The following is a 25576-nucleotide window of genomic DNA, read 5'->3' as shown; positions in this document are numbered from 1 at the left end:
GACACACGGGGGCATCAGGGTGCAAATGCGGGGGCGCACAGTCTGCCCCAAGCGCCGCTCCGGGGCGAGGGATACGCACAGTCGCCAGCGCGTCGCGTTGTCGGTGGTGTGCGGCAGGATGGGGCGGATGAGCGAGCACAGGCTTCCGGACGACACCGGCCCGCAGCACGCGGACGCGTTGCCCGAGTACGCGGAGCGGGTCCTCGATGTGACCGAACGCATTCCGCCCGGGCGCGTCATGACATACGGCGATGTCGCCGAATGGCTGGAGGAGGGCGGGCCGCGCCAGGTCGGCCGGGTGATGGCCCTCTACGGGGGAGCCGTCGAATGGTGGAGGGTCGTCCGCGCGGACGGCACATTGCTCCCCGGCCACGAACTGGAGGCCCTCGCCCGCTACCGGGAGGAGGGCACCCCCCTGAAGGAGGCGAGCAGGGCCGCCGAGGGGCACCTGCCGCGCGTCGACATGAAACGGGCGCGGTGGGACGGCGGCGAACGCGCGGACGGTCACACCTGACAGCTTCCGCCATCGGACCCGCCCGGGTGCGGTCTGTGATCCGTACGGGGGAAACAGGGCACGTCCGTGGCATGCCGTACGTTCGAGGGGCGAGGGACACACGGGTCGTGAGAGCCCTGCGGGAAGAGGCGGAAGTCCCGCTCCCGTACGACCCGTCGGCGTAGCGTCGGCTGCACGCGTCCCCCTCACCCCGCTGCCACCGACCCCGACGCGCGGCAGCCTGCCAACCAGCACACCCACCAGGACCGGCGAACCACGTGAGCTCCTCTTCCTCCACCAGGCGCCTGTCGCACCCCCAGGTGCGACAGGGGAACCGTGGCGCTTACCGACTGGTGCGTACCCCGCCGACCCGGTCGGCTCCCCCTCACTTGGACGCGCCACAGCGCTCGGTGGTTGACCACGGGACCGGTCCGCTGCTCGTCCTCGCAGGTCCCGGCACCGGCAAGACCACCACGCTCGTGGAGTCCGTCGCGGCCCGCGTCGCCCGGGGAGGTGACCCCGCGCGGATCCTCGTGCTGACGTTCAGCCGCAAGGCCGCCGTGGAACTGCGCGACCGTATGGCCCTGCGCATCGGCGCCGCCCGCGCGCCCCGGGCCACCACCTTCCACTCGTTCTGCTACGCCCTGATCCGCGCCCACCAGGACAGCGACCTGTTCGTCGAGCCGCTACGGCTGCTGTCCGGCCCCGAACAGGACGTGGCCGTACGCGAACTGCTCGCCGGCCAGCCCGACCTGGAGCGGCTCGGCCTGGCCCATGTGCGCTGGCCGGACGAACTGCGGGCCTGCCTGACCACCCGCGGCTTCGCCGACGAGGTCCGCGCGGTCCTCGCCCGCAGCCGTGAACTGGGCCTGGGCCCGGGCGCCCTGGACGACTTCGCGCGCCGCATCGGCCGTCCCGACTGGCGGGCCGCCGCCGCCTTCCTCGCCGAATACCTGGACGTACTCGACCTCCAAGGAGTGCTCGACTACGCGGAACTGGTCCACCGCGCGGTGCTCCTCGCCCACCGTCCCGAGGTCGCCGAACGGCTCGCCGCCCAGTACGACGCCGTGTTCGTGGACGAGTACCAGGACACCGACCCGGCGCAGGTACGACTGCTGCACGCCCTCGCCGGCGGTGGCCGTACCCTCGTCGCCTTCGGCGACCCGGACCAGTCGATCTACACGTTCCGGGGCGCCGACGTGAACGGCATCCTGGACTTCCCGAGTGCCTTCCCGCGCGCGGACGGCAGCCCCGCCCCCGTAGAGGTGCTCCGGACCTCCCGCCGCTCCGGCGCCGTACTGCTGACCGCCACCCGTCTGCTGACCCAGCGCATGCCCCTGACCCGGCTGCCCGCCCAGAAGGTGCGCGCCCACCGGGAGCTGTCCCCGGTGCGCGACGGAGGGCGCGTCGAGGTGTACACGTACCCGACCCCCGGCACGGAGCTGGACAACATCGCCGACATCCTCCGCAGGGCACACCTGGAGGACGGCGTCCCCTGGAGCGACATGGCCGTCCTGGTGCGGGCCGGCTCCCGGACGATCCCCACGGTCCGCCGCGCCCTCACAGCCGCCGGCGTCCCCCTGGACATCGACGGTGACGACCTTCCCCTGCGCCACGAACCCGCCGTGGCCCCGCTGCTGACGGCTCTGCGGGCGGTGGCGACGGCGGAGTCCTCCACGGGTGCCCCGGCCACAGCCGACGACACGGACGAGACCGACGACTCGGACGGCGCGGACGACTCCGGCGCGTCCGGGGAAGCTCCCGGAGACACCGTTTCCGAGCCGGAGCCCGTCCCGAACACCTCCTGGCTCGACACCGAGACCGCCCTCACCCTGCTCGCCTCGCCCCTCGCCGCCATGGACGCCGCCGACCTGCGCCGTCTGGGCCGGGCGCTGCGCGAGGAGGAGCGGGCCGGAGGCAACCCTGTGCCGCCGCCCTCGGACGAGCTGCTCACGCGGGCGCTCGCCGAGCCGGAGCGACTGGTCGCGCACGACCCCACATACGCCCGGGGAGCCCAGCGCCTGGGCGCGCTGCTGCGCACGGCACGCGAGCGCCTGGCGGACGGCGGTACGGCCGAGGAGGCGCTGTGGGACCTCTGGCAGGGCACGCCCTGGCCGGGGCGCCTGGAGCGGGCCACGCTGCGCGGCGGCGCGGCCGGGCGCAACGCGGACCGGGACCTGGACGCCGTCTGCGCGCTGTTCGCGACCGCCGCCCGCGCGGAGGCGCGCACCGGGGGCCGGGGCGCCCTCAACTTCCTGGAGGAGATCGACGCCGAGGACATCGCCGCCGACACCCTCACAGGGCGTGCCGTACGCCCCGACGCCGTACGTCTGATGACGGCGCACCGCTCCAAGGGACTTGAGTGGCGCGTGGTCGTCGTGGCCGGTGTCCAGGAGGGCCTGTGGCCGGACCTGCGCCGCCGCGGCTCGCTCCTGGAGGCCGACCGCATCGGCCGCGACGGACTCGCCGAACCACTCACCCCGGGAGCCCTGCTCGCCGAGGAACGCCGCCTCTTCTACGTCGCCGCCACGCGCGCGCGTGAACGCCTCGTCGTCACCGCGGTGAAGGCCCCCGCCGACGACGGCGACCAGCCCTCCCGCTTCCTGACCGAACTCGGAGTGGAGCCCAAGGACGTCACGGGCCGCCCGCGCCGCCCGTTGTCCGTCGCCGCGCTGGTCGCCGAACTGCGTGCCACGACCGTCGACCCGCGCGTGTCCGACGCCCTGAGGGAGGCCGCCGCGCGGAGGCTGGCCCGGCTGGCCGCGCTCACCGACGAGGACGGCCGCCCGCTGGTCCCGTCCGCGCATCCGTACCGCTGGTGGGGCATGTTCGAGCCGACCCGGAGCAAGGTGCCGCTGCGCGACCGCGACCAGCCGGTCGTGCTCTCCGGGAGCGCCCTCGACCAACTCGCCAACACCTGCGCCCTGCAATGGTTCCTGGGCCGCGAGGTGAAGGCCGACGCGCCCTCGACCGCCGCCCAGGGCTTCGGGAACGTGGTGCACGTCCTCGCCGACGAGGTCGCCTCCGGACGCACCCCCGCCGACCTGGCCGTCCTCATGGAACGCCTCGACACCGTGTGGAACGCGCTCGCCTTCGACGCGCCCTGGAAGTCGGCGCAGGAGAAGGACAACGCGCGCGTGGCGCTCGAACGCTTCCTGAAGTGGCACGTCGACTCCAACAGCCTCCGCGCCGGCCGCACACCGGTCGCCAGCGAGCACGACTTCGACGTCACCCTCGAAGCGGGTGACTACGAAGTGCGCATCCGAGGCTCCATGGACCGTGTCGAGACGGACGGCGAGGGACGCGCCTACGTGGTCGACTTCAAGACCGGCAAGCAGACACCGACCGCCCGCGAGGTGGAGCGCCACCCCCAGCTCGCCGTCTACCAGCTCGCCGTCCAGGAAGGCGCTGTGGACGAGGCCTTCGAGGGAGTGCGCCCCGAGCCGGGCGGCGCCGAACTCGTCCAGCTGCGCCAGGGCGCCGCCGTACGGGACGGCGGCGAGACCCTGCCCAAGGTGCAGGCCCAGGAGCCGCTGGAGGGGGAGTGGGCCGGTGAACTCCTGGCCACGGCCGCGGGCAAGGTCCTCGACGAACGGTTCACGCCCAAGGCCGGACAGCACTGCGCGCACTGCGCGTTCCGGGCCTCGTGCAGTGCGCGCCCCGAGGGACGGCATGTGGTCGAGTAGCGCGCGTGACACATCGCACCACATGTGCTGACCTGCTCTTCTTCTTCCCCTGAGGGTGATTGGTCCTCGACTGTCAGTGGCCGCCGCTAGCCTCTCCGACATGCCCGCCCGTATCACCGATCCCGATCAGCTCAAGGAGCTCCTCGGCATCCCCTTCACCCTGGAGCAGACGGCCTGCATCATCGCGCCGCCCGCCCCGCAGGTGATCGTGGCCGGAGCCGGATCGGGCAAGACGACGGTGATGGCGGCCCGCGTGGTGTGGCTGGTCGGCACCGGGCAGGTCGCCCCCGAGCAGGTTCTCGGCCTGACCTTCACCAACAAGGCCGCCGGCGAACTCGCCGAGCGCGTCCGCAAGGCACTGGTCAGGGCGGGCGTCACCGACCCCGACGTCATCGACCCGGACAACCCTCCGGGCGAGCCCGTGATCTCGACCTACCACGCCTTCGCGGGCCGCCTCCTGACCGACCACGGCCTGCGCATCGGCCTCGAACCGACGGCCCGCCTGCTCGCCGACGCCACCCGCTTCCAGCTCGCCGCGCGGGTGCTGCGCGAGGCCCCGGGGCCCTATCCGGCGCTCACCCGCTCCTTCCCCGACCTCGTGAGCGACCTCCTCACGCTCGATGGCGAGCTGGCCGAACACCTCGTACGGCCCGAGGAGTTGCGCTCGTACGACGCCGAACTGCTGCGTGCCCTGGAGGGCCGCAGACTCAGCAACCCCGAGCTCCGCAAGGTCCCCGAGGCAGCCGCCGCCCGTCGTGAACTCACCGAACTCGTGAGCCGCTACCGGACCGCCAAGCGTGAGCGCGACCTGCTCGACTTCGGCGACCAGATCGCCCTGTCCGCGACCCTGGCGCGCACCCGCCCCGAGGTCGGCGAGATCATGCGCGACGAGTTCCGGGTCGTACTCCTCGACGAGTACCAGGACACCTCGGTGGCCCAACGCATCCTCCTGGCGGGCTTGTTCGGCGCCGGTACGGGCCACCCGGTGACCGCGGTCGGCGACCCCTGCCAGGCGATCTACGGCTGGCGCGGCGCGTCCGTCGCCAACCTCGACGACTTCCCGGAGCACTTCGCGCACGCCGACGGCCGCCCCGCCGCCCGCCAGGCGCTCAGCGAGAACCGCCGCAGCGGTGGCCGCCTCCTCGACCTCGCCAACGGCCTCGCGCAGCCCCTGCGCGCCATGCACGCGGGCGTGGAGGCCCTCCGCCCGGCCCCCGGCGCCGAGCGCGACGGCATGGTGCGCTGCGCGCTGCTGGCCACCCACGCCGAGGAACTCGACTGGCTCGCCGACTCCATCGCCCACCTCGTACGCACCGGGAAGGCGCCCGGCGAGATCGCCGTCCTGTGCCGCACGGCCACCGACTTCGCCGAGATCCAGGGGGCCCTGGTCGCCCGCGACATCCCGGTCGAGGTCGTCGGACTCTCCGGGCTGCTGCACCTGCCCGAGGTCGCCGACCTCGTCGCCGTCTGCGAAGTCCTCCAGGACCCCGGCGCCAACGCCTCCCTGGTCCGGCTGCTGACCGGCCCGCGGTGGCGCATCGGCCCCCGCGACCTCGCCCTCCTGGGACGGCGCGCCCGACTTCTCGTCGCCCACGCGCGCGTGGGGGCCGACGACGACCCGGACCGCAGGCTCGCCGCGGCCGTCGAGGGGGTCGACCCCTCCGAGGTGATATCGCTGGCCGACGCCCTCGACACGTTCCTGGAGACCCCCCTCTACGGTGTCGACGGCACCGGGGACGACGACGGGCTGCCGTTCTCGTCGGACGCGCGCGTGCGCTTCGCCCGGCTGGCCACCGAACTGCGCGACCTGCGCCGCTCCCTGTCCGACCCCCTGATGGACGTCCTGCACCGCGTCCTGGCCGTCACCGGCCTGGAGGTCGAACTCGCGGCGTCCCCGCACGCGTTGGCCGCCCGCCGCCGCGAGACCCTGTCGAACTTCCTGGACGTCGCCGCCTCCTTCGCCGCGGGCGACGGAGAGGCGACGCTGCTCGCCTTCCTCGGCTTCCTGCGCACCGCCGCCCAGTACGAGAAGGGCCTCGACAACGCCCTCCCCGGCGGCGAGAACACCGTCAAGGTCCTCACCGCGCACAAGTCCAAGGGCCTGGAGTGGGACGTCGTAGCGGTCCCCGGCCTGGTCACCGGGACCTTCCCCAGCAGCCAGGGCCGCGAGAAGTGGACCGCCCAGGGCAAGGTCCTCCCGCACGCGCTGCGCGGCGACACCGCCACCCTGCCCGACGTCGTCTCCTGGGACGCCAAGGGCATGAAGGCCTTCCACGAGGCCATGAAGGACCACCAGCACACCGAGGAACTCCGCCTCGGCTACGTCACCTTCACCCGCCCCCGCTCCCTGCTGCTCGGTTCCGGCCACTGGTGGGGCCCCACGCAGAAGAAGCCTCGCGGCCCCTCCGACTTCCTCCAGGCCCTCCACGACCACTCCGCGGCCGGGTACGGCGAGATCGAGGCCTGGGCGGACGCGCCCGAAGAGGGCGCAGAGAACCCCGCCTTGCAGACGGCCACCGTCGACCAGGCCTGGCCGCTGCCCCTGGACGACGCGGCGATGGCCCACCGCCACAGGGCCGCCAAGCTGGTCATGGACCACCTGGAGCACCTCGCCTCCCACGACGAGAGCCACCCCGCGGTCGCTCACGACCCGGGCACGCACGACGACCCGGACTGGCCCCCGCCACCGGAGGACGACGAGCCTCCCTACGACGAGCCCCTCCACGAGGACACCCCGCTCGACGCCGAAGACGGCCTCCCGGAGGACGACCCCGCGGACTGGGACGCCTGGACCACGGACCGCCCGAGCGTCCCGCACCAGGCGACGTCCCCGGACCCCGCCGAACACGTCAGCACGCAGGAGGAGGCCCGCCCGCACCCCACGGAACCGCCCGGTACCCGCCTCACCCCCGAGGAAGCCCGAGCCGTCGACTCCTGGGACCGTGACCTCGACGCGCTCACCGGCGAACTGCTGCGGGCCCGCCGAGGCGTCACCGACGTCCCCCTGCCGGCTTCCCTGACCGCCACCCAGCTGCTGCACCTGGCAGCCGACCCGGACGGGCTCGCGCGGGAACTCGCACGCCCCATGCCGCGCCCTCCACAACCCGCCGCACGTCGAGGCACCCGGTTCCACGCCTGGGTGGAAGCCCGCTTCGAAGAACTGACCCTGCCCATGCTGGAACCGGAGGAACTGCCCGGCAGCGAAGCGGAGATCGCCGACGAACAGGATCTCGAAGCACTCAAGGACGCCTTCGAACGCACCGAGTACGCCCGGCGCACGCCCTACCGCGTCGAGACCCCCTTCCAGCTCTCCATCGCCGGCCGCGTCGTACGGGGCCGTATCGACGCCGTCTACAAGCAGGGCGACGGCGACGGGGCGACGTACGAGATCCTCGACTGGAAGACCAGCCGTACCCGCACCGCCGACCCGCTCCAGCTCGCGATCTACCGGCTCGCCTGGGCCGAGCGGCAGGGCGTGCCCCTGGAAGCGGTCACGGCCGCGTTCCTGTACGTGCGCGGCGGCGAGGTCGTCCGGCCGCAGCGCCTCCCGGACCGGGCCGCACTGGAGCGCCTGCTGCTGGAGGAGCCGAACGAATCAGCGGACGCGCGAGACGAGTAGCCGACCGCGCAAGCAAACTGTGAGGAACCGCCCACCGAGGATGTCAGTGCGGGCCGATAGGCTCGTGACCATGAGCCACACCGTTGACAGTGCCGTCAGCGCGGTCCGCACGTACATCGAGCAGCACCGCGCAGCCTTCCTCGACGACCTCGCCGAGTGGCTGCGCATCCCGTCCGTGTCGGCGCGGCCCGACCACGCGCCCGACGTCCGGCGCAGCGCGGACTGGCTCGTCGCCGCACTCCGGGAGACCGGCTTCCCCACCGCCGAGGTCTGGCCGACCTCCGGCGCACCGGCCGTCTTCGCCGAGTGGCCCTCCGACGACCCCGAAGCATCCACGGTCCTCGTCTACGGCCATCACGACGTACAGCCCGCCGCCCGCGAGGACGGCTGGGACAGCGAGCCCTTCGAGCCCGTCGTCCGCGGAAACCGCCTCCACGCGCGCGGGGCGGCCGACGACAAGGGCCAGGTGTTCTTCCACACACTCGGCGTCCGCGCCCACCTCGCCGCCACCGGCCGCACCACACCGGCCGTCAACCTGAAGCTGCTCGTCGAGGGCGAGGAGGAGTCCGGCTCCCCGCACTTCCGGGCACTCGTCGAGGAGCGTGCCGACCGGCTCGCCGCCGACGCCGTGATCGTCTCCGACACCGGCATGTGGTCCGAGGACACCCCCACGGTGTGCACCGGGATGCGCGGCCTCGCCGAGTGCGAGATCCGGCTCCACGGCCCCGACCAGGACATCCACTCCGGCTCCTTCGGCGGCGCGGTGCCCAACCCGGCGACCGCCGCCGCCCGCCTCGTCGCCGCGCTGCACGACGAGCACGCGCGCGTGACGGTCCCCGGCTTCTACGACGGCATCGTCGAACTCACCGAGCAGGAGCGCGAGCTCTTCGCCGAACTGCCCTTCGACGAGCGGGAGTGGCTGCGCGCCGCCAAGTCGCACGCCACCCACGGCGAGGCCGGACACACCACCCTGGAGCGCGTCTGGGCCCGCCCCACCGCCGAGGTCAACGGCATCGGCGGCGGCTACCAGGGCCCGGGCAGCAAGACGATCATCCCGTCCTCGGCCATGGTGAAGCTCTCCTTCCGGCTGGTCGCGGGCCAGGACCCCGACCACATCGAGAAGGCCGTCCGCGAGTGGGCCGTCCGGCAGGTGCCCGACGGCATCCGCCTGGAGATGGAGTTCAGCGCCGCCACGCGCCCGTGCCTGACCCCGCTGGACCACCCGGCCCTTCAGTCCGTCGTCCGCGCGATGGCCCGGGCCTTCGAGAAACCGGTCCTCTTCACCCGCGAGGGCGGCTCAGGACCGGCCGCCGACCTCCAGGAAGTCCTCGGAGCACCCGTCCTCTTCCTGGGCATCTCCGTCCCCTCGGACGGCTGGCACGCCCCGAACGAGAAGGTCGAACTCGACCTCCTCCTCAAGGGCGTCGAAACCACCGCCCACCTGTGGGGAGACCTCGCCGACACCTGGCGCCACGCACCCTGAGAACCCGCGCGATCCGGAACGGCGACACGCGCGAGGCACACTGGAAGAACCGCCCCGCACGCCCGTCCCCGCCGGACCCGGTCGCCTCCTGCCGTACGTCCCGCTGAACCGCCCGCCGAAACAATCCGCATTGCCGGGGGAGTTGGAAGCACCCGTGACCACCTGGACCGACCACACAGCCGACCGACCCATCTCGCTCACCGCCCCGAGCGGCATCGACCGAGCCGCCCACCACCGGCTCGACGAGGCCTGGCTCGCCGCGGCGTGGAGCCACCCCACCACCCGATGCTTCGTGGTCTCCGGCGGCCAGGTCCTCATCGACGAGACGCCCGAGGGCAGCACCGAACTGGTCATGACCCCGTCCTTCGAGGCCCCCCTCACCGAGGCACACCGCTACTTCCTGGGCACCGACGACGACGGCGTCAGCTACTTCGCGCTCCAGAAGGACGCGCTGCCCGGCCGTATCGACCAGTCCGCTCGGGCGGCGGGCCTGCGCGAGGCGGGCCTGCTGCTGTCGCCCCGGGACGTGGGCCTGATGGTGCACGCGGTCGCCCTGGAGAACTGGCAGCGCCTGCACCGCTTCTGCTCCCGCTGCGGCGAGCGCACGGTGATCGCCGCGGCCGGCCACATCCGCCGCTGCCCGGCCTGCGGCGCGGAACACTACCCGCGCACCGACCCCGCCGTGATCATGGCGGTCACCGACGACGAGGACCGCATCCTGCTCGGCCGCCAGGTCCACTGGCCCGAGGGCCGCTTCTCGACACTGGCCGGCTTCGTGGAGCCCGGCGAGTCCATCGAGCAGTCGGTGCGCCGCGAGGTCTTCGAGGAGGCCGGCATCACCGTCGGCCCGGTCGAGTACGTCGCCAGCCAGCCCTGGCCCTTCCCGTCCAGCCTCATGCTGGGCTTCATGGCCCGCGCCACCTCGACGGAGATCAACGTCGACGGCGACGAGATCCACGAGGCCCGCTGGTTCTCCCGCGAGGAACTGCGCGCCGCCTTCGAGTCCGAAGAGGTGCTGCCGCCCTACGGCATCTCGATCGCGGCCCGCCTGATCGAACTCTGGTACGGCAAGCCGCTGCCGACCCGCACCTTCGTCTGAGGCGGACAGCAAGAAGCAGGCGGAGAGACACGAAGAGAAACAAGCAGACAGCGCGAAGGCGGCCCCTGACGTATCAGGAGCCGCCTTCCGCGGAGCCGCGCGCGCCGACCGCCGGTCAGGCGCCGACCTTCTGCTTGACCTGGGCCAGCGAAGGGTTCGTGAGCGTCGAACCGTCCGCGAAGAGCAAGGTCGGGACCGTCTGATTCCCGCCATTCGCCTTCTCGACGAAGGCCGCGGAATCCGGGTCCAGCTCGATGTTGACCTCGTTGTACGCGATGCCCTCGCGGTCCATCTGGCTCTTCAGCCGACGGCAGTAACCGCACCAGGTGGTGCTGTACATCGTCACGGTGCCCGACATTCTCTCGCGCTCCTCAACAGCTCAGGGAAATAGGTCCACGCAGTGGATGAAACGTACGCGACGCACCGGCCATTCCCGCCGGGGGAGTCCCACGAGGGGTGACGCCTGCCGCATTAGTACGACTGCGGGTGCCTCCCTGTGGACAACCGGCTCACCCGTCTCCGGCGACCTGGCAGCATGGCCGTGTGACAGCAGCAACGCACTCCCCCCTCTTCCCGCAGGTGCCGGACTCGGCCGACGCGGTGCTCGAAGGGCTCGACCCCGAGCAGCGCGAGGTGGCGACCGCCCTGCGCGGTCCGGTGTGCGTGCTGGCGGGCGCCGGCACGGGCAAGACCCGGGCGATCACCCACCGCATCGCCTACGGGGTACGCGCCGGGGTCCTGCAGTCCTCCAGCGTGCTGGCCGTCACCTTCACCAACCGCGCCGCCGGCGAGATGCGCGGCCGGCTGCGCCAGCTCGGCGCTACGGGAGTACAGGCCCGCACGTTCCACTCGGCCGCCCTGCGACAGCTCCAGTACTTCTGGCCGAAAGCGATCGGCGGCAGCATGCCCCGGCTCGTCGACCGCAAGATCCAGCTCGTCGCCGACGCGGCGGCGGCCTGCCGCATCCGGCTCGACCGCGGCGAACTGCGGGACGTCACCGCCGAGATCGAGTGGTCCAAGGTCACCCAGACCGTCCCCTCCGACTACGCCGCCGCGGCGGCCAAGGCGGGCCGCGACACCCCCCGCGCCGCCGCCGAGATCGCCCAGCTCTACGCCACCTACGAGGACGTCAAACGCGACCGCGCGGTCATCGACTTCGAGGACGTCCTGCTGCTGACCGTCGCCGTGCTCCAGGACCGACACGACATCGCCGAACAGGTCCGCTCCCAGTACCAGCACTTCGTGGTCGACGAGTACCAGGACGTCAGCCCGCTCCAGCAGCGCCTCCTGGAGCTGTGGCTCGGTGACCGCGACAACCTGTGCGTCGTCGGCGACGCCAGCCAGACGATCTACTCCTTCACCGGGGCGACCCCCGACCACCTCCTCGACTTCCGCACCCGCCACCCCGGGGCCACCGTCGTCAAGCTGGTCCGCGACTACCGCTCCACGCCCCAGGTCGTCCATCTCGCCAACGGCCTGCTCTCCCAGGCCCGTGGCCGGGCCGCCGACCACCGACTGGAGCTGATCTCCCAGCGAGCCGCAGGTCCCGAACCCGTCTACGCCGACTACGCCGACGAGCCCGCCGAGGCCGAAGGCGCCGCGCGCCGCATCCGTGACCTGATGGCGGCGGGCGTGCCGGCCAGCGAGATCGCGATCCTGTTCCGCACGAACTCCCAGTCCGAGACGTACGAACAGGCCCTCGCCGACGCCGGAGTCCCCTACCAACTGCGCGGAGCCGAGCGGTTCTTCGACCGCCCCGAGGTCCGCAAGGCAGGCGTCGCCCTGCGCGGCGCGGCCCGCTTCGGCGGCAACGACTCCCTCCTCGACGACGTCGTCGACCTGCCCTCCCAGGTCCGTGCCGTCCTCTCCGGCGAGGGCTGGACCACCGAGCCACCGGCCGGCTCCGGAGCCGTCAGAGAGCGCTGGGAGTCCCTGGCGGCCCTGGTCAACCTCGCCCAGGACTTCGCCGCGGCCCGCCCCGGAGCCACCCTCGCCGACCTGGTCGCCGAACTCGACGAGCGGGCCAACGCCCAGCACGCCCCGACCGTCCAGGGCGTCACCCTCGCCTCCCTGCACTCCGCCAAGGGTCTGGAGTGGGATGCCGTCTTCCTGGTCGGCGTCGCCGAGGGCATGATGCCGATCACCTACGCGAAGACCGACGAGCAGATCGAGGAGGAGCGCCGCCTTTTGTACGTCGGGGTCACCCGCGCCAGAGAGCGGCTCCATGTCTCCTGGGCCCTCGCCCGCTCACCCGGCAGCCGCCCCAACCGCCGCCCCAGCCGCTTCCTGGACGGCCTGCGCCCCGGTTCGACCGGTGGCGTCGGCAGACCCGGCCTGGTCGCCTCCGGCGGCATCGAGCGCGGCTACACGGGCACCGGCCCCCAGGCCGTCCCCCGGCGGGCGCAACGCACCGTGGCCCGCTGCCGGGTCTGCGGTCGCACGCTCACCGACGCCGGCGAGATGAAACTGATGCGCTGCGAGGACTGTCCCTCCGACATGGACGAGGGCCTCTACGAGCGGCTGCGCGAGTGGCGGGAGATCCAGGCGCGGCGCAGCGGCCAGCCGGCCTTCTGCGTCTTCACCGACAAGACCTTGATGGCCATCGCCGAGACCGTCCCCGACGACGACGCCGAACTCGTGCGGATCCCCGGCGTCGGAGTGCGCAAGCTCAACCGCTACGGGGCCGATGTCCTGGCCATCTGCGGCGGTCAGGAGCCCGTGGAGGGTGCCGCGGGGGGCTGAAGGAAACTCGTCGGAAAAATAGTTTGCGCATGCCCCAGCAATCCCCATAGGTTCTTAGCCACGGGGACAGAAGGCCTTCTCGAAGGCCCTGAATCCGTGCTGTACTTGCATATCCGAAGGATCGGGCTCACCCCCGGTCCCCCGAGACGCCGAGAGGAGGCGATTGAAGTGATCAGCATCGACACCAGCTCCGTCAGCACCGTGAAAATGACCGATCCCTCGGTCGTCTCCCTGTGCATGCTCGGCGTTTCGAACCTGGGCACCGGTCTGTCCGGCATTTCTGCCGCCCGTCCGGCGTCCGCCCTGTCTCTCGCGGTTCTTCCCGTCCGTGAGCGCAATGAGCGACCGACCAAGGCACTGGAAGCAGTAGGGGCACAGGCGCAGGCCTATGCCTTTGCCCCCGGTGCCGGAAGCCGGAAGAAGACGACGCAGCACCACCAGATGTGGGCCTTCCGTGGGCCAGAACCCTGGAGTGATCCAGCCTGATCGATCAGGCCGGCGCCTTCAGGGCCGCGGAACCCCATCCGGGATCCGCGGCCCTTCTGTTTTCCCCGAACGGGGACGACGGAGCGAAGGGGCCTCGGGACAAGAAAAGAACCCGGTACCAAGCCGACACCCGGCCCAACAGGGCCGGACCGACCAGACGAGGAAGAACAACCGTGCAACTCGAAGCGCACGCCCCGTCCGTACCGCCTTCCGAAACGATCCCCCCGCCCGGCCTCACGGAGGACTCCACCTTGATCCCGCTCACCGCGCTCACCGCGCTCGACGACGCCATCGAGAACCTCGGCGTACCCGTCCCCTGCCGTTCCTACGACCCGGAGGTCTTCTTCGCCGAGTCGCCGGCCGATGTCGAGTACGCCAAGTCCCTCTGCCGCACCTGCCCGCTGATCGAGGCCTGCCTCGCCGGCGCCAAGGAGCGGCGTGAGCCCTGGGGCGTATGGGGTGGCGAGCTCTTCGTCCAGGGTGTCGTCGTGGCCCGCAAGCGGCCCCGTGGCCGTCCGCGCAAGAACCCGGTCACGGCATGAACACCATCCTCGGAACGATCGACCGCCCCCTCACGCACGACCCCAAGAAGCAGGCCCCGATGAAGCCGTCCACCCCCAGCGAGCCCGCGGGCTCCGCGATCCCAGACTTCACCACCTCCGGTGCGACCGAGTCGCGCCAGAACAGGACCCGAGAGATGCAACTCATTCCAGAAGCCCTGGCCCGTGCGCATATGCACGAGCGTCTGCAGGAGGCCGAGCGGGAACGGCAGGTCACGCGCCTGCTGACCGCTCGCCGGATGCAGCGTAGGGCGGAGCGTGCCTCGCTGCGCGCCCGCCGTGCGCTCGCCATGGCCGTCATGCAGTAATCGATCACACCTGAAGCGGTGGCCTCCCGGTCCGGGAGGCGAATGCTTCCCGCGGGGGCCGGTCCGTCCGAACGGACCGGCCCCCGCGGTGCGTTCCGCCCCCGATGCCCGGCCGCGGCGATATCGTCGCCGGGTGACGAGTCCTCCCGGAGGCGGTGACACCGGAGCCTCCAGCACGGAGGAGCCCCGGTCCCTCGTGTGCGCCCGCTGCGGCACCCGGTCCGAAGGCCCGCGACCCACCTGGACCTGCTCGGTGGAGAACGGGACCCGGACCTACTTCTGCGACGCCTGCGCCAGGGAGAACCTCAGGGCGATCGAGGGACGGCTGGACTCGGACTGGTGGTAGATCGTCCCCGCACGAGCCCCCGCACGAGCCCCCGCACGAGCCCCCGCACGAGCCCCCGCGCGCGTGCTCGTGCGCGTGCTCGTGCCCATGTCCATGCCCGTCCGAGCCGTGAGGCTCAGGCCCCCGCCGCCGGCTCCTCCTCGTCCGGGAACTCCTCGTACTCGTCCGGATCCTCCGGTACGAACCCCGGCAGCCACTCCTCCAGCTCCTCGCGCAGCCGTACCGTCGCACCCAGCTGACACAGGACGCCGATTGTGCTCAATGTCACTCGGTGTATCAGCAGGTACGCCGGAGGCAGGTTGAGCTGCTTGCCCAACTGGTGGGCGGGGGACCGCGGATCGGCGATACGCGCGGCCTGGCTGCGCATCCAGCCGCGGGTGAAGGTGAACGCGTCGACCTGGGCCGGCTCGATGATCGGCACCAGGTAGTCGAGGACGGCGTCCGGGTCCAGCTCTATCGACTCCTTGACGAAGCCCTCCGTACAGAGCAGTTCGTAGACCGCCTCGGCGTCGCCGTCGAGTGTCATGCGCAGAGAATCGCCGATGGGCGTCGGCAGACCGCCGGGGAGCCGGTCGACCGTGCCGAAGTCCAGGACACCCAGGCGCCAGTCGCCCTTGCCGTCCGGATCGGCGGGCAGCAGCCGGAAGTTGCCGGGATGTGGGTCCGCGTGCAGCAGACCGGTGCGGGCCGGGCCGGAGAACAGGAAGCGGGCCAGGAGCTGACCGGCCCGGTCGCGCTGCTCCTGGGTGCCGTCGGCGATCACCTCGGACAGCGGAATCCCGTCGATCCACTCCGTGACCAGGACCTGGTCGCACTGGTGGACCACGGCGGGCACCACGACATCCGGATCGTCCTCGAACTCCTCCGCGTGCACCTGCTGGGCCTGTGCCTCCAGGCCGTAGTCCAGTTCCTCGGAGACCCGGTCGCGCAGTTCGGCGATGAGGGGCTTGATGTCCATCCCGGGGATGAGCGGGCCCAACAGGCGTGCGAAACGGCTCAGTTGGGTCAGGTCGGAGAGCAGGGCCTCGCCGGCGCCCGGATACTGCACCTTCACCGCGACCTCGCGGCCGTCGTGCCACACCGCCCGGTGCACCTGGCCGATCGACGCCGCGGCCGAGGGCTTGTCCTCGAACTCCACGAACAACGCGCGCCAGTCCTCGCCGAGCCGCTCCGCCAGCACACCGTGCACGGTGCGCGTCGGCATCGGCGGCGCCGCCTCCTGGAGCTTGGTCAGCGCGGCACGGTAGGGACCGGCGACCTCCTCGGGCAGCGCCGACTCGAAGACGGACAGCGCCTGCCCGAACTTCATCGCCCCGCCCTTGAGCTCGCCGAGCACCTTGAACAGCTGCTCCGCCGTGCGCTGTTGCAGCTCACGGCCGACGATCTCGGCGGACTCGCCCACGATCCGCTTTCCGAGCCCCCACGTGGCTCTCCCGGCGAAGCCGAGCGGGAGCGCGGCGAGCTTGGCGGTACGGGTGACCGCCTTGCGGGGAAGATCAGACATGCGCCCTCCAAGTCCCAGCCGGCCGGGCCGAGTCTGCCTTACGGCGCACACCCCTCGACGGCCGGTCCTCTGCCATTGTCGCGTGTCGATCCTCGTCCGTAGAGGTGTGTCCCTCCTTACCTTTCTCCGCCGCTCCACAAGGGCACGCGGAATGCGCCCAGACCGGCCGCGCGTGCCAGTGCAGACCGGGTAGCGAGACCTCCCAGCGCGCGCCCGCGCTCGACGGCGACTGCCCGTCCAGGAAGGCGAGCGCGTGCGCGGCGGCCAGCCCGGCGACGGTCGTGGCCAGCGCCAGATCACAGGGCCGCACCCGGGGCTGCCTACCGGAACGCCACTGCGCGACCAGCCGCGGCCAGGTCGGGTCCCGGTCGGTGCGCGCGTGGTGCAGACAGCCCGCGCAGGCCGACTCGCCGGGCAGCACCAGCGGGCCCACGACTCCCGTGGCCTCCACGACACCGGCGTGGAGATGAGGGGTGCCCGAGGCGATCAGGTCGGCGGTGGCGGACGGATCGGGCGCGTGCACGGCGACGTCGTCGCGCGGGGCGATGACCACCAGGGAGAAACCCGGGTCGCTGTCCTCCGGGACCGCCCGCGCGGCCCGGCGCGGCGGACGCCCCGGGGCCGCGCGGCGGACCGCGCGCCGCGCCGACTCGTCCCGGCGCTCGCCCACCGCCTCGGCGGGCAGCCCGCCCGGAGCGACGTCCCAGGGCTCGGTGGTCCCGCCGTCGCGCACGTCGACCTCGCCCACTCCCGCGCCCGACAACAGCGCGGCGAGCACCGCGCCCACCCGGCCCGCGCCTCTGACCTGCACACGCAGCCCGCCGCGCGCCGCCAGTCGGCCCATCGCCGCGCCCGGCTCACCGGACATCAGGGAGAGCGACGCGAGGTCCGGACGCAGCCGGTCCAGGACGTCCTTCTTCGCGCGGAGAGCGTCGGCGGCGGGACCGCCGCCCCGCGCGTCGTCGACCAGCCCGGCGTTCGTGAGCCGCGCCACCAGCTGGTCGACATGCCCCTCGGGTAGATCCATCCGGCGCCCCTCCTCGCGCAGGAGCGGCAGTCCGCGCGTGCCGTTGAGCAGCTCCAGGAAACTGCCCGTCGCCGTGTCCATCGGGCCGAGCGTCAGCGCGTGCGCGGGAGTCATCCCGAACTGCACGGTGTTGAGATCGCGCCAGCCGCGCCGCAGCGCGGGCTTCATCATCGGATGCATGGCAGGCCCCCGTAGCCGTAGGAAGTACGTCCCGTGTCCCGGTGGAGCTGGTCGGTGCTCCGCCGGTGGTGCCAGAGTGCCCGGCCGGGCCGTGGGGCGCCGAAAGTTGTCCACAGGCGGTGGGGATTAGTCGTACGAATCAAACGCTTGGTGGGGGATCGACACCGAAACCGTCCCGGAGTCGGGACTTCCCGCGTGTGCAGAGGGTAACGTCATGGCGTGCCCGCCGACCCACTGCACAGCGCCGGAAAACCACAGCGCAGTACGACGAGCCAGCCGCCAAGCGGCTCGGGGGCGAGCGCGATCGAGGTTCGCAGGAGTGCGCGTCGGCGCAGAACGGTCTCCGCGTACCGCGAGGGCGATCGCACCGTCGTGCTGATCCCCGCCCGAATGTCCGAGGCGGAGGAGAAGCGCTGGGTCACCGTCATGCTCGACAAGCTGGCCGCTCAGGAAAGCAAACGCGTGCTCGGTGACACGGAGCTGGCCGAGCGCGCCGAGCGCCTGTCGGCCCAGTACTTCGACGGCCGGGCCCGGCCCACCTCGGTGCGCTGGGTCACCAACCAGAACACCCGCTGGGGATCCTGCACGCCCTCCGAGGGCAGCATCCGGCTCTCCCACCGGCTCCAGGGCATGCCCGAGTACGTCGTCGACTACGTGCTGCTGCACGAGCTCGCGCATCTCCTGGTGCCCGGGCACGGGCCGCGTTTCTGGCGGCTCCTGGAGGCCTATCCACGCACCGAGCGGGCCAAGGGCTACCTCGAAGGCGTGGTCGCGGCCGAGCGGCTGCCCCATCCGCCGGGCGCCCGCGAAGAGTGACCGCCCCCTGTGGGGGATTGTGTACCGGCTCTGTACCGACTTACTCCGGTGTCGGAGATTGCCGTTAGCCTGACGCGACGCACTTGCATCGGGATGGGGGACGGTCGTTACGCATGGCCAGGGAATTCCAACGCGGCCACAAGGCCAAGATCAGTGACCTCACCGCGGGCACCGATCTGTACGTAGGCGTGCAGATCACCGGCCCCGGACTGACGTTCGACATCAGCTGCTTCGGCCTCGACGCCGAGGAGCGACTTTCGGACGACCGGTACTTCGTCTTCTTCAACCAGCCGAAGTCCCCCGAGGAGTCCATCCAGCTGCTGGGCGCCCAGGCGGGCGACGCCGAGTCCTTCCGCGTCACGCTCGACAGGATCCCGCCGCAGATCCACAAGCTGGCGTTCACGGCCACGCTCGACGGCGCCGGACAGATGTCCCAGATCGCCCCCGGGTACATCCGGATCGTCGCGGGCGGCGAGGAAGTGGCCCGCTACTCGTTCAACGGTTCGGAGTTCTCCACCGAGCGGGCCGTGATGCTGGGCGACTTCTACCTGAAGGACGTCTGGCGGTTCGCCGCCGTCGGCCAGGGCTTCGACGGTGGCCTGGAAGCGCTGCTGAAGAACTTCGGCGGCGAGGTCATGGAGGAAGAGGCGCCCGCCGCGCCGCAGCCGCAGACCGGCGCCGCCCCGGGCTTCGCCCCGCCCCCGCAGACCTCCGCGCCGCCCGCGTTCGGCGCCCCGTCCGCCCCCGCGCCCGCGCCGGCTCCCCAGCCGGTCGCGCAGGGCTTCGCGCCCCCGCCGGGAGCCACTCCGCCCCCGGCGCCCGCGCCCTCCGTGCACGCGGCGCCGACGATCATCGCCCCGATGGTCCCGCCCGGCCATGGGACCGTGCCGCCCCCGGGCCCCGTCCCCGCGCCCTACGGCCAGCCGCCGCAGCCGTACGGACAGCAGGCCCCGGGCCAGAGCGCGCCGCTGCCTCCCGGGTACGGCCAGCCGCCGCAGGCACCGCCGCCCCCGCCCGGCTACGGCCAGCCGCCCGCGCCGCCCGGCTACGGTCAAGTGCCCGCCCAGCCCGCCGCCTACGGAGTGCCCCAGGGCGCTCCCCAGGGCGCCGGGGTGTCGGCCGCGTTGCAGAAGTTCAAGGAGACGCCCACCGGGCAGCGCTGGACGCAGCAGAACAAGAAGCTGGTCCGCGTCGACCTCGGCATCGGCGGCCAGCCCGTACTGGCCCGCCAGGGCAGCATGGTGCTTTACCAGGGCAAGGTCGACTTCGGCTACAAGGGCGCCGGGTTCACCGGCCGGATCACGGGCCACGCCACCGGCCAGGAGATGCAGCTGATGCGCTGCACCGGCCATGGACAGGTGTTCCTCGCCGAGAACTCCACCAACCTGCACCCCGTCGAGCTCCAGGGGGACGCGATCTGCGTCTCCGCCGAGAACGTCCTCGCCTTCGACGAGAGCCTCCAGTACGAGGTCAGACGCATCGAGGGACACGGCATTCCCGGAGGCGCGCTGTTCACGATGCAGTTCCAGGGGACCGGCACCATCGTCGTGAAGACCCACGGCGAGCCCGTCGTCCTGCCGGTCACGCCGACCACGTTCGCCGACTGCAACGCGGTCGTCGCCTGGTCCGCCGCCGCCCAGGTCATCGTCTCCAGCCAGGTCCGGATGCGCCGCAACGCGTACCCCGGAGACACCGGGGAGAGCGTCAACCTCCAGTTCCGGGCCGCCCCCGGCAATTTCGTCGTCGTCCAGCCGTACGAGGTCTGAGGGAGCCCGTCATGAACCAGCCGCTCGCGGGCTACGCCCCCGCACCCGTCACCGCCCGCATGGAGAACCACGGCAACAACATGCTGAAGGTCGCCATGCAGACCGGAAGCGACCTCTTCGCGCGCGTGGGCTCGATGATCGCCTATGAGGGCTTCATCCAGTACGAGCCCAATCCGCCGGCCGTGCGCCAGATCGCGCGCGACTGGATGACCGGCGAGGGCGCGCCCCTGATGAAGTGCTCCGGGGACGGACTGCTCTACCTCGCCGACTACGGCGCCGACGTCGTCGTGATCAACCTCAACGGCGACGGGATCTCCGTCAACGCCACCAACCTGCTCGCCTTCGACACCTCCCTCACCTGGGGCGTGGAGCGGGTCAAGGGACTGGCGAAGTTCGCCGGGCAGGGCCTGTGGAACACCAAGATCAGCGGCCAGGGCTGGGTCGCGCTGACCTCCCGTGGCAAGCCGATCGTCGTCGACTGCGGCGGCGGGGACGACGAGACCTACGTCGACCCGGACGCGCTCGTCGCCTGGTCCCCGAACCTCAAGGTGAAGGGCAAGCGCAGCTTCAAGGCGCAGTCGCTGATCGGCCGGGGCAGCGGCGAGGCGTACCAGATGGCCTTCTCCGGGCAGGGCATCGTCGTCGTCCAGCCCAGCGAGGACAGCACCGACCGTCTCCGGTTCCGGGGCTGAGGGGGAACACGACACCATGCAGAGCCCGCTTTTCGCGTTCAACGACTCGCAGTCCCAGGACCGCTACAGCCTCCAGAACAAGCAGATGCTGCGCGTTCTCCTGGAGGGCCACGACGACGTCCTCGCCCGCAAGGGCACCATGGTCGCCTACCAGGGGCTCGTCGAGTTCGACGCCGAGTACCAGAGCAGCCAGCAGGCCTACGCCCGCGCGGCCACCGGCGAGGGCCTCAACCTGATGCGCTGCCACGGGCAGGGCACGGTCTTCTTCGCCAACCTCGCCCAGCACATCCACGTAGTGGACGTGGACCAGGACGGCCTGACCGTCGACAGCAGCTACGTCCTGGCGATGGACTCCTCGCTGCACCACGAGGTCATCGCCGTGGACAGCCAGTACGGCATCTCCGGCTCCGGGAAGTACCAGCTCAACATCAGCGGTCGCGGCAAGGTCGCCCTGATGACCTCGGGCGCGCCGCTGATGATGCAGGTCACGCCCGACAAGTACGTCAACTGCGACGCCGACGCGATCGTCGCCTGGTCCACCGGACTGCGCGTCCAGATGCAGGCCCAGACGCATTCCTCGGGCGTGTGGCGGCGTCGCGGCAACACCGGCGAGGGCTGGGAGCTGAGCTTCATGGGCAGCGGTTACGCGCTCGTCCAGCCCAGCGAACTGCTGCCCCCGCAGAACGCCGCGATCGGCCAGGGTCTCGCCGCGCAGTACGGGATGGGCCAGCACGGCGCCCACGCCCAGAACCAGGGCAACGTCTGGAGCTGAGCGTCCAGTAGCCGAACGTAAGGGGCGCCCGCAATGCCGGGCGCCCCTTACACGTTCACAGCCTGGCGCGCGTCGCCTCCAGCAGCCGTACGACCGACTCGTCCGCCACGGCCGCCACCTCGTCGTAGGGGAACCAGCGCAGGTCCAGGGACTCGTCGCTGATCTCCTGCACGGCACCGGGCGGTGCCACGACCGCGTACTGGACGTCGTAGTGGAAGTGGCACGGTGCCGGGATGGGATGGAGGTCGAGGCGGGCAGGACCGCCCGGCAGCAGGGTGAGTCCGGTGATGCCGGACTCCTCCGTGGCCTCGCGGAGGGCCGCCGCCTCCAGGGAGGTGTCCTCCGGCTCGCAGTGGCCGCCCATCTGGAGCCACATCCGCAGCTTCTTGTGCAGGGTCAGCAGCACACGGCCCTGCTCGGGGTCGATCACCAGCGCGCTCGCCGTGACATGGCCGGCGTGGCAGGACTTCCACATGCCGTCCGGATGAGCCGCCAGGTGGTCCAGGTAGGCCTGGCGCAGCTCCGTGCGGTCCTCGTAGCCCTTCAGTACGAGGACCGCGTCGTCGTACAGGCTCACTCGGTGTCGTCGTCCTTCTTCAGGTCGGGCTTCTCGGCCGCTTCGCCGAGCAGCTTGTCCAGCTCGGAGAAGTCCAGCTGCTCGCGGTGCACGAAGCCGTCCGGGTCGTCCAGGTCGGAGGCGGTCGGCAGCATGTCCGGGTGGGCCCACAGACCGTCACGGCCGTCGACACCGCGCGCGTCCGTGAGCGAGGCCCACAGCCGCGAGGCGTCGCGCAGCCGGCGCGGGCGCAGCTCCAGCCCGATCAGCGTGGCGAACGTCTGCTCGGCGGGACCACCCGTCGCGCGACGCCGCCGCAGGGTCTCACGGAGCGCGTCGGCGGACGTCAGACGCGGCTTCGCGGCGGCGTGGACCACCGCGTCCACCCAGCCCTCCACGAGCGCCAGAGCCGTCTCCAGACGGGCCAGCGCCGCCTTCTGCTCCGGCGTGTCCTCGGGCTGGAACATGCCCTGCTGGAGAGCGTCCTGCAACTGCTCCGGGTTCTGCGGGTCGAACTGGCCGACCACGTCCTCCAGCTTCGCGGTGTCGACCTTGATCCCGCGCGCGTACCCGTCGACCGCGCCGTACAGGTGCGAGCGCAGCCACGGCACATGCGCGAACAGGCGCTGGTGGGCGGCCTCGCGCAGGGCGAGGTAGAGCCGCACCTCCTCCTGGGGGATGCCCAGGTCCTTGCCGAAGGCCTCGATGTTCAGCGGCAGCAGCGCGGCCTTGCCGACCGGGCCGAGCGGCAGGCCGATGTCGGTCGAGCCGACCACCTCGCCCGCGAGCGTGCCCACGGCCTGCCCGATCTGGGTGCCGAACATGGCACCGCCCATGGAGCGCATCATGCCGATCAGCGGGCCCGCCATGGCCTGCATCTCCTCCGGCAGGACGTCACCCATGGCCGCGCCGACGCGCTCGGCGACCGGGTCCACCAGTTCCTTCCAGGCCGGGAGCGTAGCCTCGACCCACTCCGCGCGGGACCACGCCACGGCGGATCCCGCACCGGACGGCAGCGAGGTCGCGTCGTCCAGCCACAGGTCGGCAAGTCGGACGGCCTCCTCGACGGCGCTGCGGTCGGCGGGACCGACGCTCGCGTCCTTCGTGCCGTCCTGGGTGCCCTGGGAGACCGTCTGGCGGGCGATCTGCTTGGCCATGTCCCAGTTCACCGGACCGCCCTCGTACGAGAGCATCTGGCCCAGCTGCTGGAACGCGGCGCCCAGGTCGTTGGGGTTCAGCGAACCGAACATGGCTGCGAGCGGATTGTCCGCACCGGGGCCGCCAAAGCCCCCGGCACCGGGCAGCCCGCCAAAACCGAACGGGTTGGCCGGTCCCTGACCACCACCGCTCTCCTGGTCCTTCTTCTTGCCCTTGTCGCCGTCGTCCGGCTCCTCCGGCGGAAGGCCGAATCCGAATGGGGTGTCACTCACGGGATTCCTCGGCTGTTAAGGCCGCCGGTCTCTCTCCGACGGCACGACTGCCCTTCAACACCACCCAGCGTAGACACCGCGAGCCGATCGGGCCTCGGTGCTTCGCCGAGACCTGGCCTGCGGCAGGATGGATGCCACCTGGTCCGGACGCGTCACGCGCGTCCGTACTGAAGACAACCGCTGGAGACGCCCGGTGAGTTCCCCAGATCCGCAGGTTCGCGCAGCGCGAAACCACTCAACCAGTCCGGCAGTGCGCGGGCCCGTCGTCGCGGTCACCGGCGCCGCGTCCGGGGTCGGGGCACTCCTCACCGAGCGGCTCGCCGCCTCCGAGGAGATCAAGCAGGTCATCGCCATCGACGAGCGGCGCGGCGAGTGCGCGGCGGCCCAGTGGCACATCCTCGACGTACGCGATCCGGCCATCGCGGAGAAGCTGCGCGGCGCCGACGTCGTCGTCCATCTGGCGCTGGACCTCGATCTGGAGACCGACCCGGCCGCCCGTTCCGCGTACAACGTGCGGGGGACGCAGACCGTGCTGACCGCCGCCGCCGCGGCCGGGGTCCACCGGGTCGTGCTGTGCACCTCGGCGATGGTCTACGGAGCGCTGCCCGACAACGAACTGCCCCTCTCCGAGGACGCCGAACTGCGGGCCACCGCCGAGGCCACCGGTGTCGGCGACCTCCTGGAGGTCGAGCGGCTCGCGCGGCGCGCGCCCCGGGCGCATCCCGGGCTCAATGTCACCGTCGTCCGCCCCGGAGTCCTCGTCGGCGGCACCGACACCGCGCTGACCCGGTACTTCGAGTCGCCCCGGCTGCTGGTGGTGGCCGGGTCGCGGCCCGCCTGGCAGTTCTGCCATGTCGAGGACCTGTGCAGTGCCCTGGAGTACGCGGTCCTGGAGAAGGTCGACGGGGAACTCGCCGTCGGCTGCGACGGCTGGCTGGAGCAGGAGGAGGTCGAGGAGCTGAGCGGCATCCGGCGCATGGAGCTGCCCTCCGCGGTCGCGCTCGGCGCGGCGGCCCGCCTGCACCGGATCGGACTCACCCCGTCCCCGGCCGGCGACCTGGCCTACACGATGTACCCCTGGGTGGTCAGCGGAAGCCGGCTGCACGACGCGGGCTGGCGGCCCCAGTGGACCAACGAGGAAGTGCTCGCGGAACTCCTGGAGGAGGTCGCCGGACGCCACACGGTCGCCGGGCGACGCCTCGGCCGCAAGGACGCGACGGCGGCGGGCGCCGCGGGCGCGACGGTCGCCCTGCTCGGCGCGGCGGCGGTGGTACGACGGGCGCGGAAGGCCCGGCGCCGGATCTGACGTTGCTTCCTCAAGACACCTCCCGTAGGGAACGTCCTCCTGTAGGACGCTCCAAACGGGCACGCGCGCGTGCCTGGTGAAAGTGCTATTCCGCGCTGTTGGCGGGGTGCGGCACGATGGAGGCATGGCACCCACGAACGACCACCCCGGTGAGCAGGCCGCGCAGGATCCCGTGAAGCTGATCGGGATCCGGGAGACGCCGCTCTCCGTGGACGAGGTCTTCCGGGCCGTCGGGGACGACGCGGCCGGAGGGACCGCGCTGTTCGTCGGGACCGTGCGCAACCACGACGGCGGTGCCGATGTCGACCGGCTGGGGTACTCGTGCCACCCCAGCGCGGAGGCCGAGATGCGGCGCGTCGCGGAGAAGGTCGTCGCGGACTACCCGGTGCGGGCGTTGGCAGCCGTCCACCGGGTGGGAGATCTCGGGATCGGGGACCTGGCGGTCGTCGTCGCCGTGTCGTGTCCGCACCGGGGCGAGGCCTTCGAGGCCTGCCGGAAGCTGATCGACGATCTCAAGCACGAGGTGCCGATCTGGAAGCACCAGACGTTCTCCGACGGCACGGACGAGTGGGTGGGCGCCTGCTGAGGCGGCCTGCTGATGGGTGCTCACCGGTTGCGTAACCGCCCCCCTGCCACGAGCGTTGTCAGTGGGGCTGGCTAATCTGCTGATCAGTCAGTTGAGTTCACTCGTCCGGGGTTGGGAGG

The 25576-nt window shown here is 71.8% G+C and carries 21 protein-coding genes; 16 read left to right on the top strand and 5 right to left on the bottom strand.

What is annotated here, in order from left to right:
* The first annotated feature begins 127 nt into the window (after positions 1 to 127).
* The 5 genes from ACIQPR_RS01375 to nudC all read left to right on the top strand — a co-directional run bounded on the left by ACIQPR_RS01375 (position 128) and on the right by nudC (position 10380).
* The gene (locus ACIQPR_RS01375; protein ID WP_403640156.1) at positions 128 to 514 is read left to right on the top strand and encodes an MGMT family protein; all 387 of its coding nucleotides are present in this window, start codon (positions 128 to 130) and stop codon (positions 512 to 514) included.
* A 257-nt stretch (positions 515 to 771) separates the two neighbouring features.
* The gene (locus ACIQPR_RS01370; protein ID WP_403640153.1) at positions 772 to 4179 is read left to right on the top strand and encodes an ATP-dependent helicase; all 3408 of its coding nucleotides are present in this window, start codon (positions 772 to 774) and stop codon (positions 4177 to 4179) included.
* Positions 4180 to 4279: 100 nt separating this feature from the next.
* Complete coding sequence (locus ACIQPR_RS01365; protein WP_403640150.1) at positions 4280 to 7798, top strand: UvrD-helicase domain-containing protein; 3519 nt, start codon at positions 4280 to 4282, stop codon at positions 7796 to 7798.
* A 70-nt stretch (positions 7799 to 7868) separates the two neighbouring features.
* The gene (locus tag ACIQPR_RS01360) at positions 7869 to 9281 is read left to right on the top strand and encodes a dipeptidase (RefSeq protein WP_403640147.1); all 1413 of its coding nucleotides are present in this window, start codon (positions 7869 to 7871) and stop codon (positions 9279 to 9281) included.
* Positions 9282 to 9435: 154 nt separating this feature from the next.
* Positions 9436 to 10380 carry an NAD(+) diphosphatase gene (gene nudC / locus ACIQPR_RS01355; RefSeq protein ID WP_403640144.1) on the top strand — a complete coding sequence of 315 codons (945 nt, stop codon included), beginning with the start codon at positions 9436 to 9438 and terminating at the stop codon, positions 10378 to 10380.
* 115 nt (positions 10381 to 10495) lie between these two features.
* Here nudC and ACIQPR_RS01350 read toward each other — a convergent pair whose 3' ends face one another.
* The gene (locus ACIQPR_RS01350; protein WP_019072117.1) at positions 10496 to 10738 is read right to left on the bottom strand and encodes a mycoredoxin; all 243 of its coding nucleotides are present in this window, start codon (positions 10736 to 10738) and stop codon (positions 10496 to 10498) included.
* A gap of 128 nt (positions 10739 to 10866) precedes the next feature.
* Between ACIQPR_RS01350 and ACIQPR_RS01345 the strand changes: the two genes are divergently transcribed.
* From ACIQPR_RS01345 to ACIQPR_RS01325, 5 genes are all read left to right on the top strand, one after another.
* Positions 10867 to 13122: an ATP-dependent DNA helicase UvrD2 gene (locus tag ACIQPR_RS01345; RefSeq protein WP_403640140.1), complete on the top strand. Its 2256-nt coding sequence runs from the start codon at positions 10867 to 10869 to the stop codon at positions 13120 to 13122.
* A 168-nt stretch (positions 13123 to 13290) separates the two neighbouring features.
* Positions 13291 to 13608, top strand: a complete 318-nt coding sequence (locus ACIQPR_RS01340) for a hypothetical protein (RefSeq protein ID WP_403640137.1) — start codon at positions 13291 to 13293, stop codon at positions 13606 to 13608.
* Positions 13609 to 13781: 173 nt separating this feature from the next.
* A complete protein-coding gene (locus ACIQPR_RS01335) occupies positions 13782 to 14150 on the top strand; it encodes a WhiB family transcriptional regulator (RefSeq protein ID WP_010984500.1) in 369 nt (122 codons plus the stop codon).
* On the top strand, positions 14147 to 14476 hold the full coding sequence (locus ACIQPR_RS01330; RefSeq protein ID WP_403640135.1) for a hypothetical protein: 330 nt from the start codon (positions 14147 to 14149) through the stop codon (positions 14474 to 14476). The genes ACIQPR_RS01335 and ACIQPR_RS01330 overlap by 4 nt, the downstream gene beginning before the upstream one ends.
* A 133-nt stretch (positions 14477 to 14609) precedes the next feature.
* Positions 14610 to 14822 carry a hypothetical protein gene (locus ACIQPR_RS01325; RefSeq protein WP_403640134.1) on the top strand — a complete coding sequence of 71 codons (213 nt, stop codon included), beginning with the start codon at positions 14610 to 14612 and terminating at the stop codon, positions 14820 to 14822.
* Between the two features lie 115 nt (positions 14823 to 14937).
* Here the strand turns inward: ACIQPR_RS01325 and ACIQPR_RS01320 are convergent, their stop codons facing one another.
* A complete protein-coding gene (locus tag ACIQPR_RS01320) occupies positions 14938 to 16326 on the bottom strand; it encodes an ABC1 kinase family protein (protein WP_403640132.1) in 1389 nt (462 codons plus the stop codon).
* Entirely contained in the window at positions 16319 to 17533 is a 1215-nt protein-coding gene (locus ACIQPR_RS01315) for a TOMM precursor leader peptide-binding protein (protein ID WP_403640129.1), read from the bottom strand. Before ACIQPR_RS01315 ends, ACIQPR_RS01320 begins: the two co-directional genes overlap by 8 nt.
* A gap of 219 nt (positions 17534 to 17752) precedes the next feature.
* Between ACIQPR_RS01315 and ACIQPR_RS01310 the strand changes: the two genes are divergently transcribed.
* The 4 genes from ACIQPR_RS01310 to ACIQPR_RS01295 all read left to right on the top strand — a co-directional run bounded on the left by ACIQPR_RS01310 (position 17753) and on the right by ACIQPR_RS01295 (position 21579).
* On the top strand, positions 17753 to 18349 hold the full coding sequence (locus tag ACIQPR_RS01310; protein WP_201052424.1) for a M48 family metallopeptidase: 597 nt from the start codon (positions 17753 to 17755) through the stop codon (positions 18347 to 18349).
* 113 nt (positions 18350 to 18462) lie between these two features.
* Complete coding sequence (locus tag ACIQPR_RS01305) at positions 18463 to 20115, top strand: TerD family protein (protein ID WP_403640126.1); 1653 nt, start codon at positions 18463 to 18465, stop codon at positions 20113 to 20115.
* An 11-nt stretch (positions 20116 to 20126) separates the two neighbouring features.
* On the top strand, positions 20127 to 20807 hold the full coding sequence (locus ACIQPR_RS01300) for an AIM24 family protein (RefSeq protein ID WP_093629034.1): 681 nt from the start codon (positions 20127 to 20129) through the stop codon (positions 20805 to 20807).
* A gap of 16 nt (positions 20808 to 20823) precedes the next feature.
* Complete coding sequence (locus ACIQPR_RS01295; RefSeq protein WP_403640121.1) at positions 20824 to 21579, top strand: AIM24 family protein; 756 nt, start codon at positions 20824 to 20826, stop codon at positions 21577 to 21579.
* 55 nt (positions 21580 to 21634) lie between these two features.
* Here the strand turns inward: ACIQPR_RS01295 and ACIQPR_RS01290 are convergent, their stop codons facing one another.
* Complete coding sequence (locus ACIQPR_RS01290) at positions 21635 to 22156, bottom strand: NUDIX hydrolase (protein WP_403640118.1); 522 nt, start codon at positions 22154 to 22156, stop codon at positions 21635 to 21637.
* Positions 22153 to 23565 (bottom strand): zinc-dependent metalloprotease, encoded by a 1413-nt coding sequence (locus ACIQPR_RS01285; protein ID WP_403640115.1) that lies wholly within the window; start codon positions 23563 to 23565, stop codon positions 22153 to 22155. The genes ACIQPR_RS01290 and ACIQPR_RS01285 overlap by 4 nt, the downstream gene beginning before the upstream one ends.
* A 193-nt stretch (positions 23566 to 23758) precedes the next feature.
* Between ACIQPR_RS01285 and ACIQPR_RS01280 the strand changes: the two genes are divergently transcribed.
* Both ACIQPR_RS01280 and ACIQPR_RS01275 read left to right on the top strand, forming a co-directional pair.
* A complete protein-coding gene (locus tag ACIQPR_RS01280; protein WP_403640112.1) occupies positions 23759 to 24871 on the top strand; it encodes an SDR family oxidoreductase in 1113 nt (370 codons plus the stop codon).
* Between the two features lie 124 nt (positions 24872 to 24995).
* Entirely contained in the window at positions 24996 to 25457 is a 462-nt protein-coding gene (locus ACIQPR_RS01275; RefSeq protein ID WP_403640109.1) for a molybdenum cofactor biosynthesis protein MoaE, read from the top strand.
* Positions 25458 to 25576 lie beyond the last annotated feature (119 nt).

The organism is Streptomyces sp. NPDC091280, from assembly GCF_044768565.1.
Lineage (GTDB): Bacteria > Actinomycetota > Actinomycetes > Streptomycetales > Streptomycetaceae > Streptomyces.
This window is presented reverse-complemented; position numbering and strand designations above follow the sequence as displayed.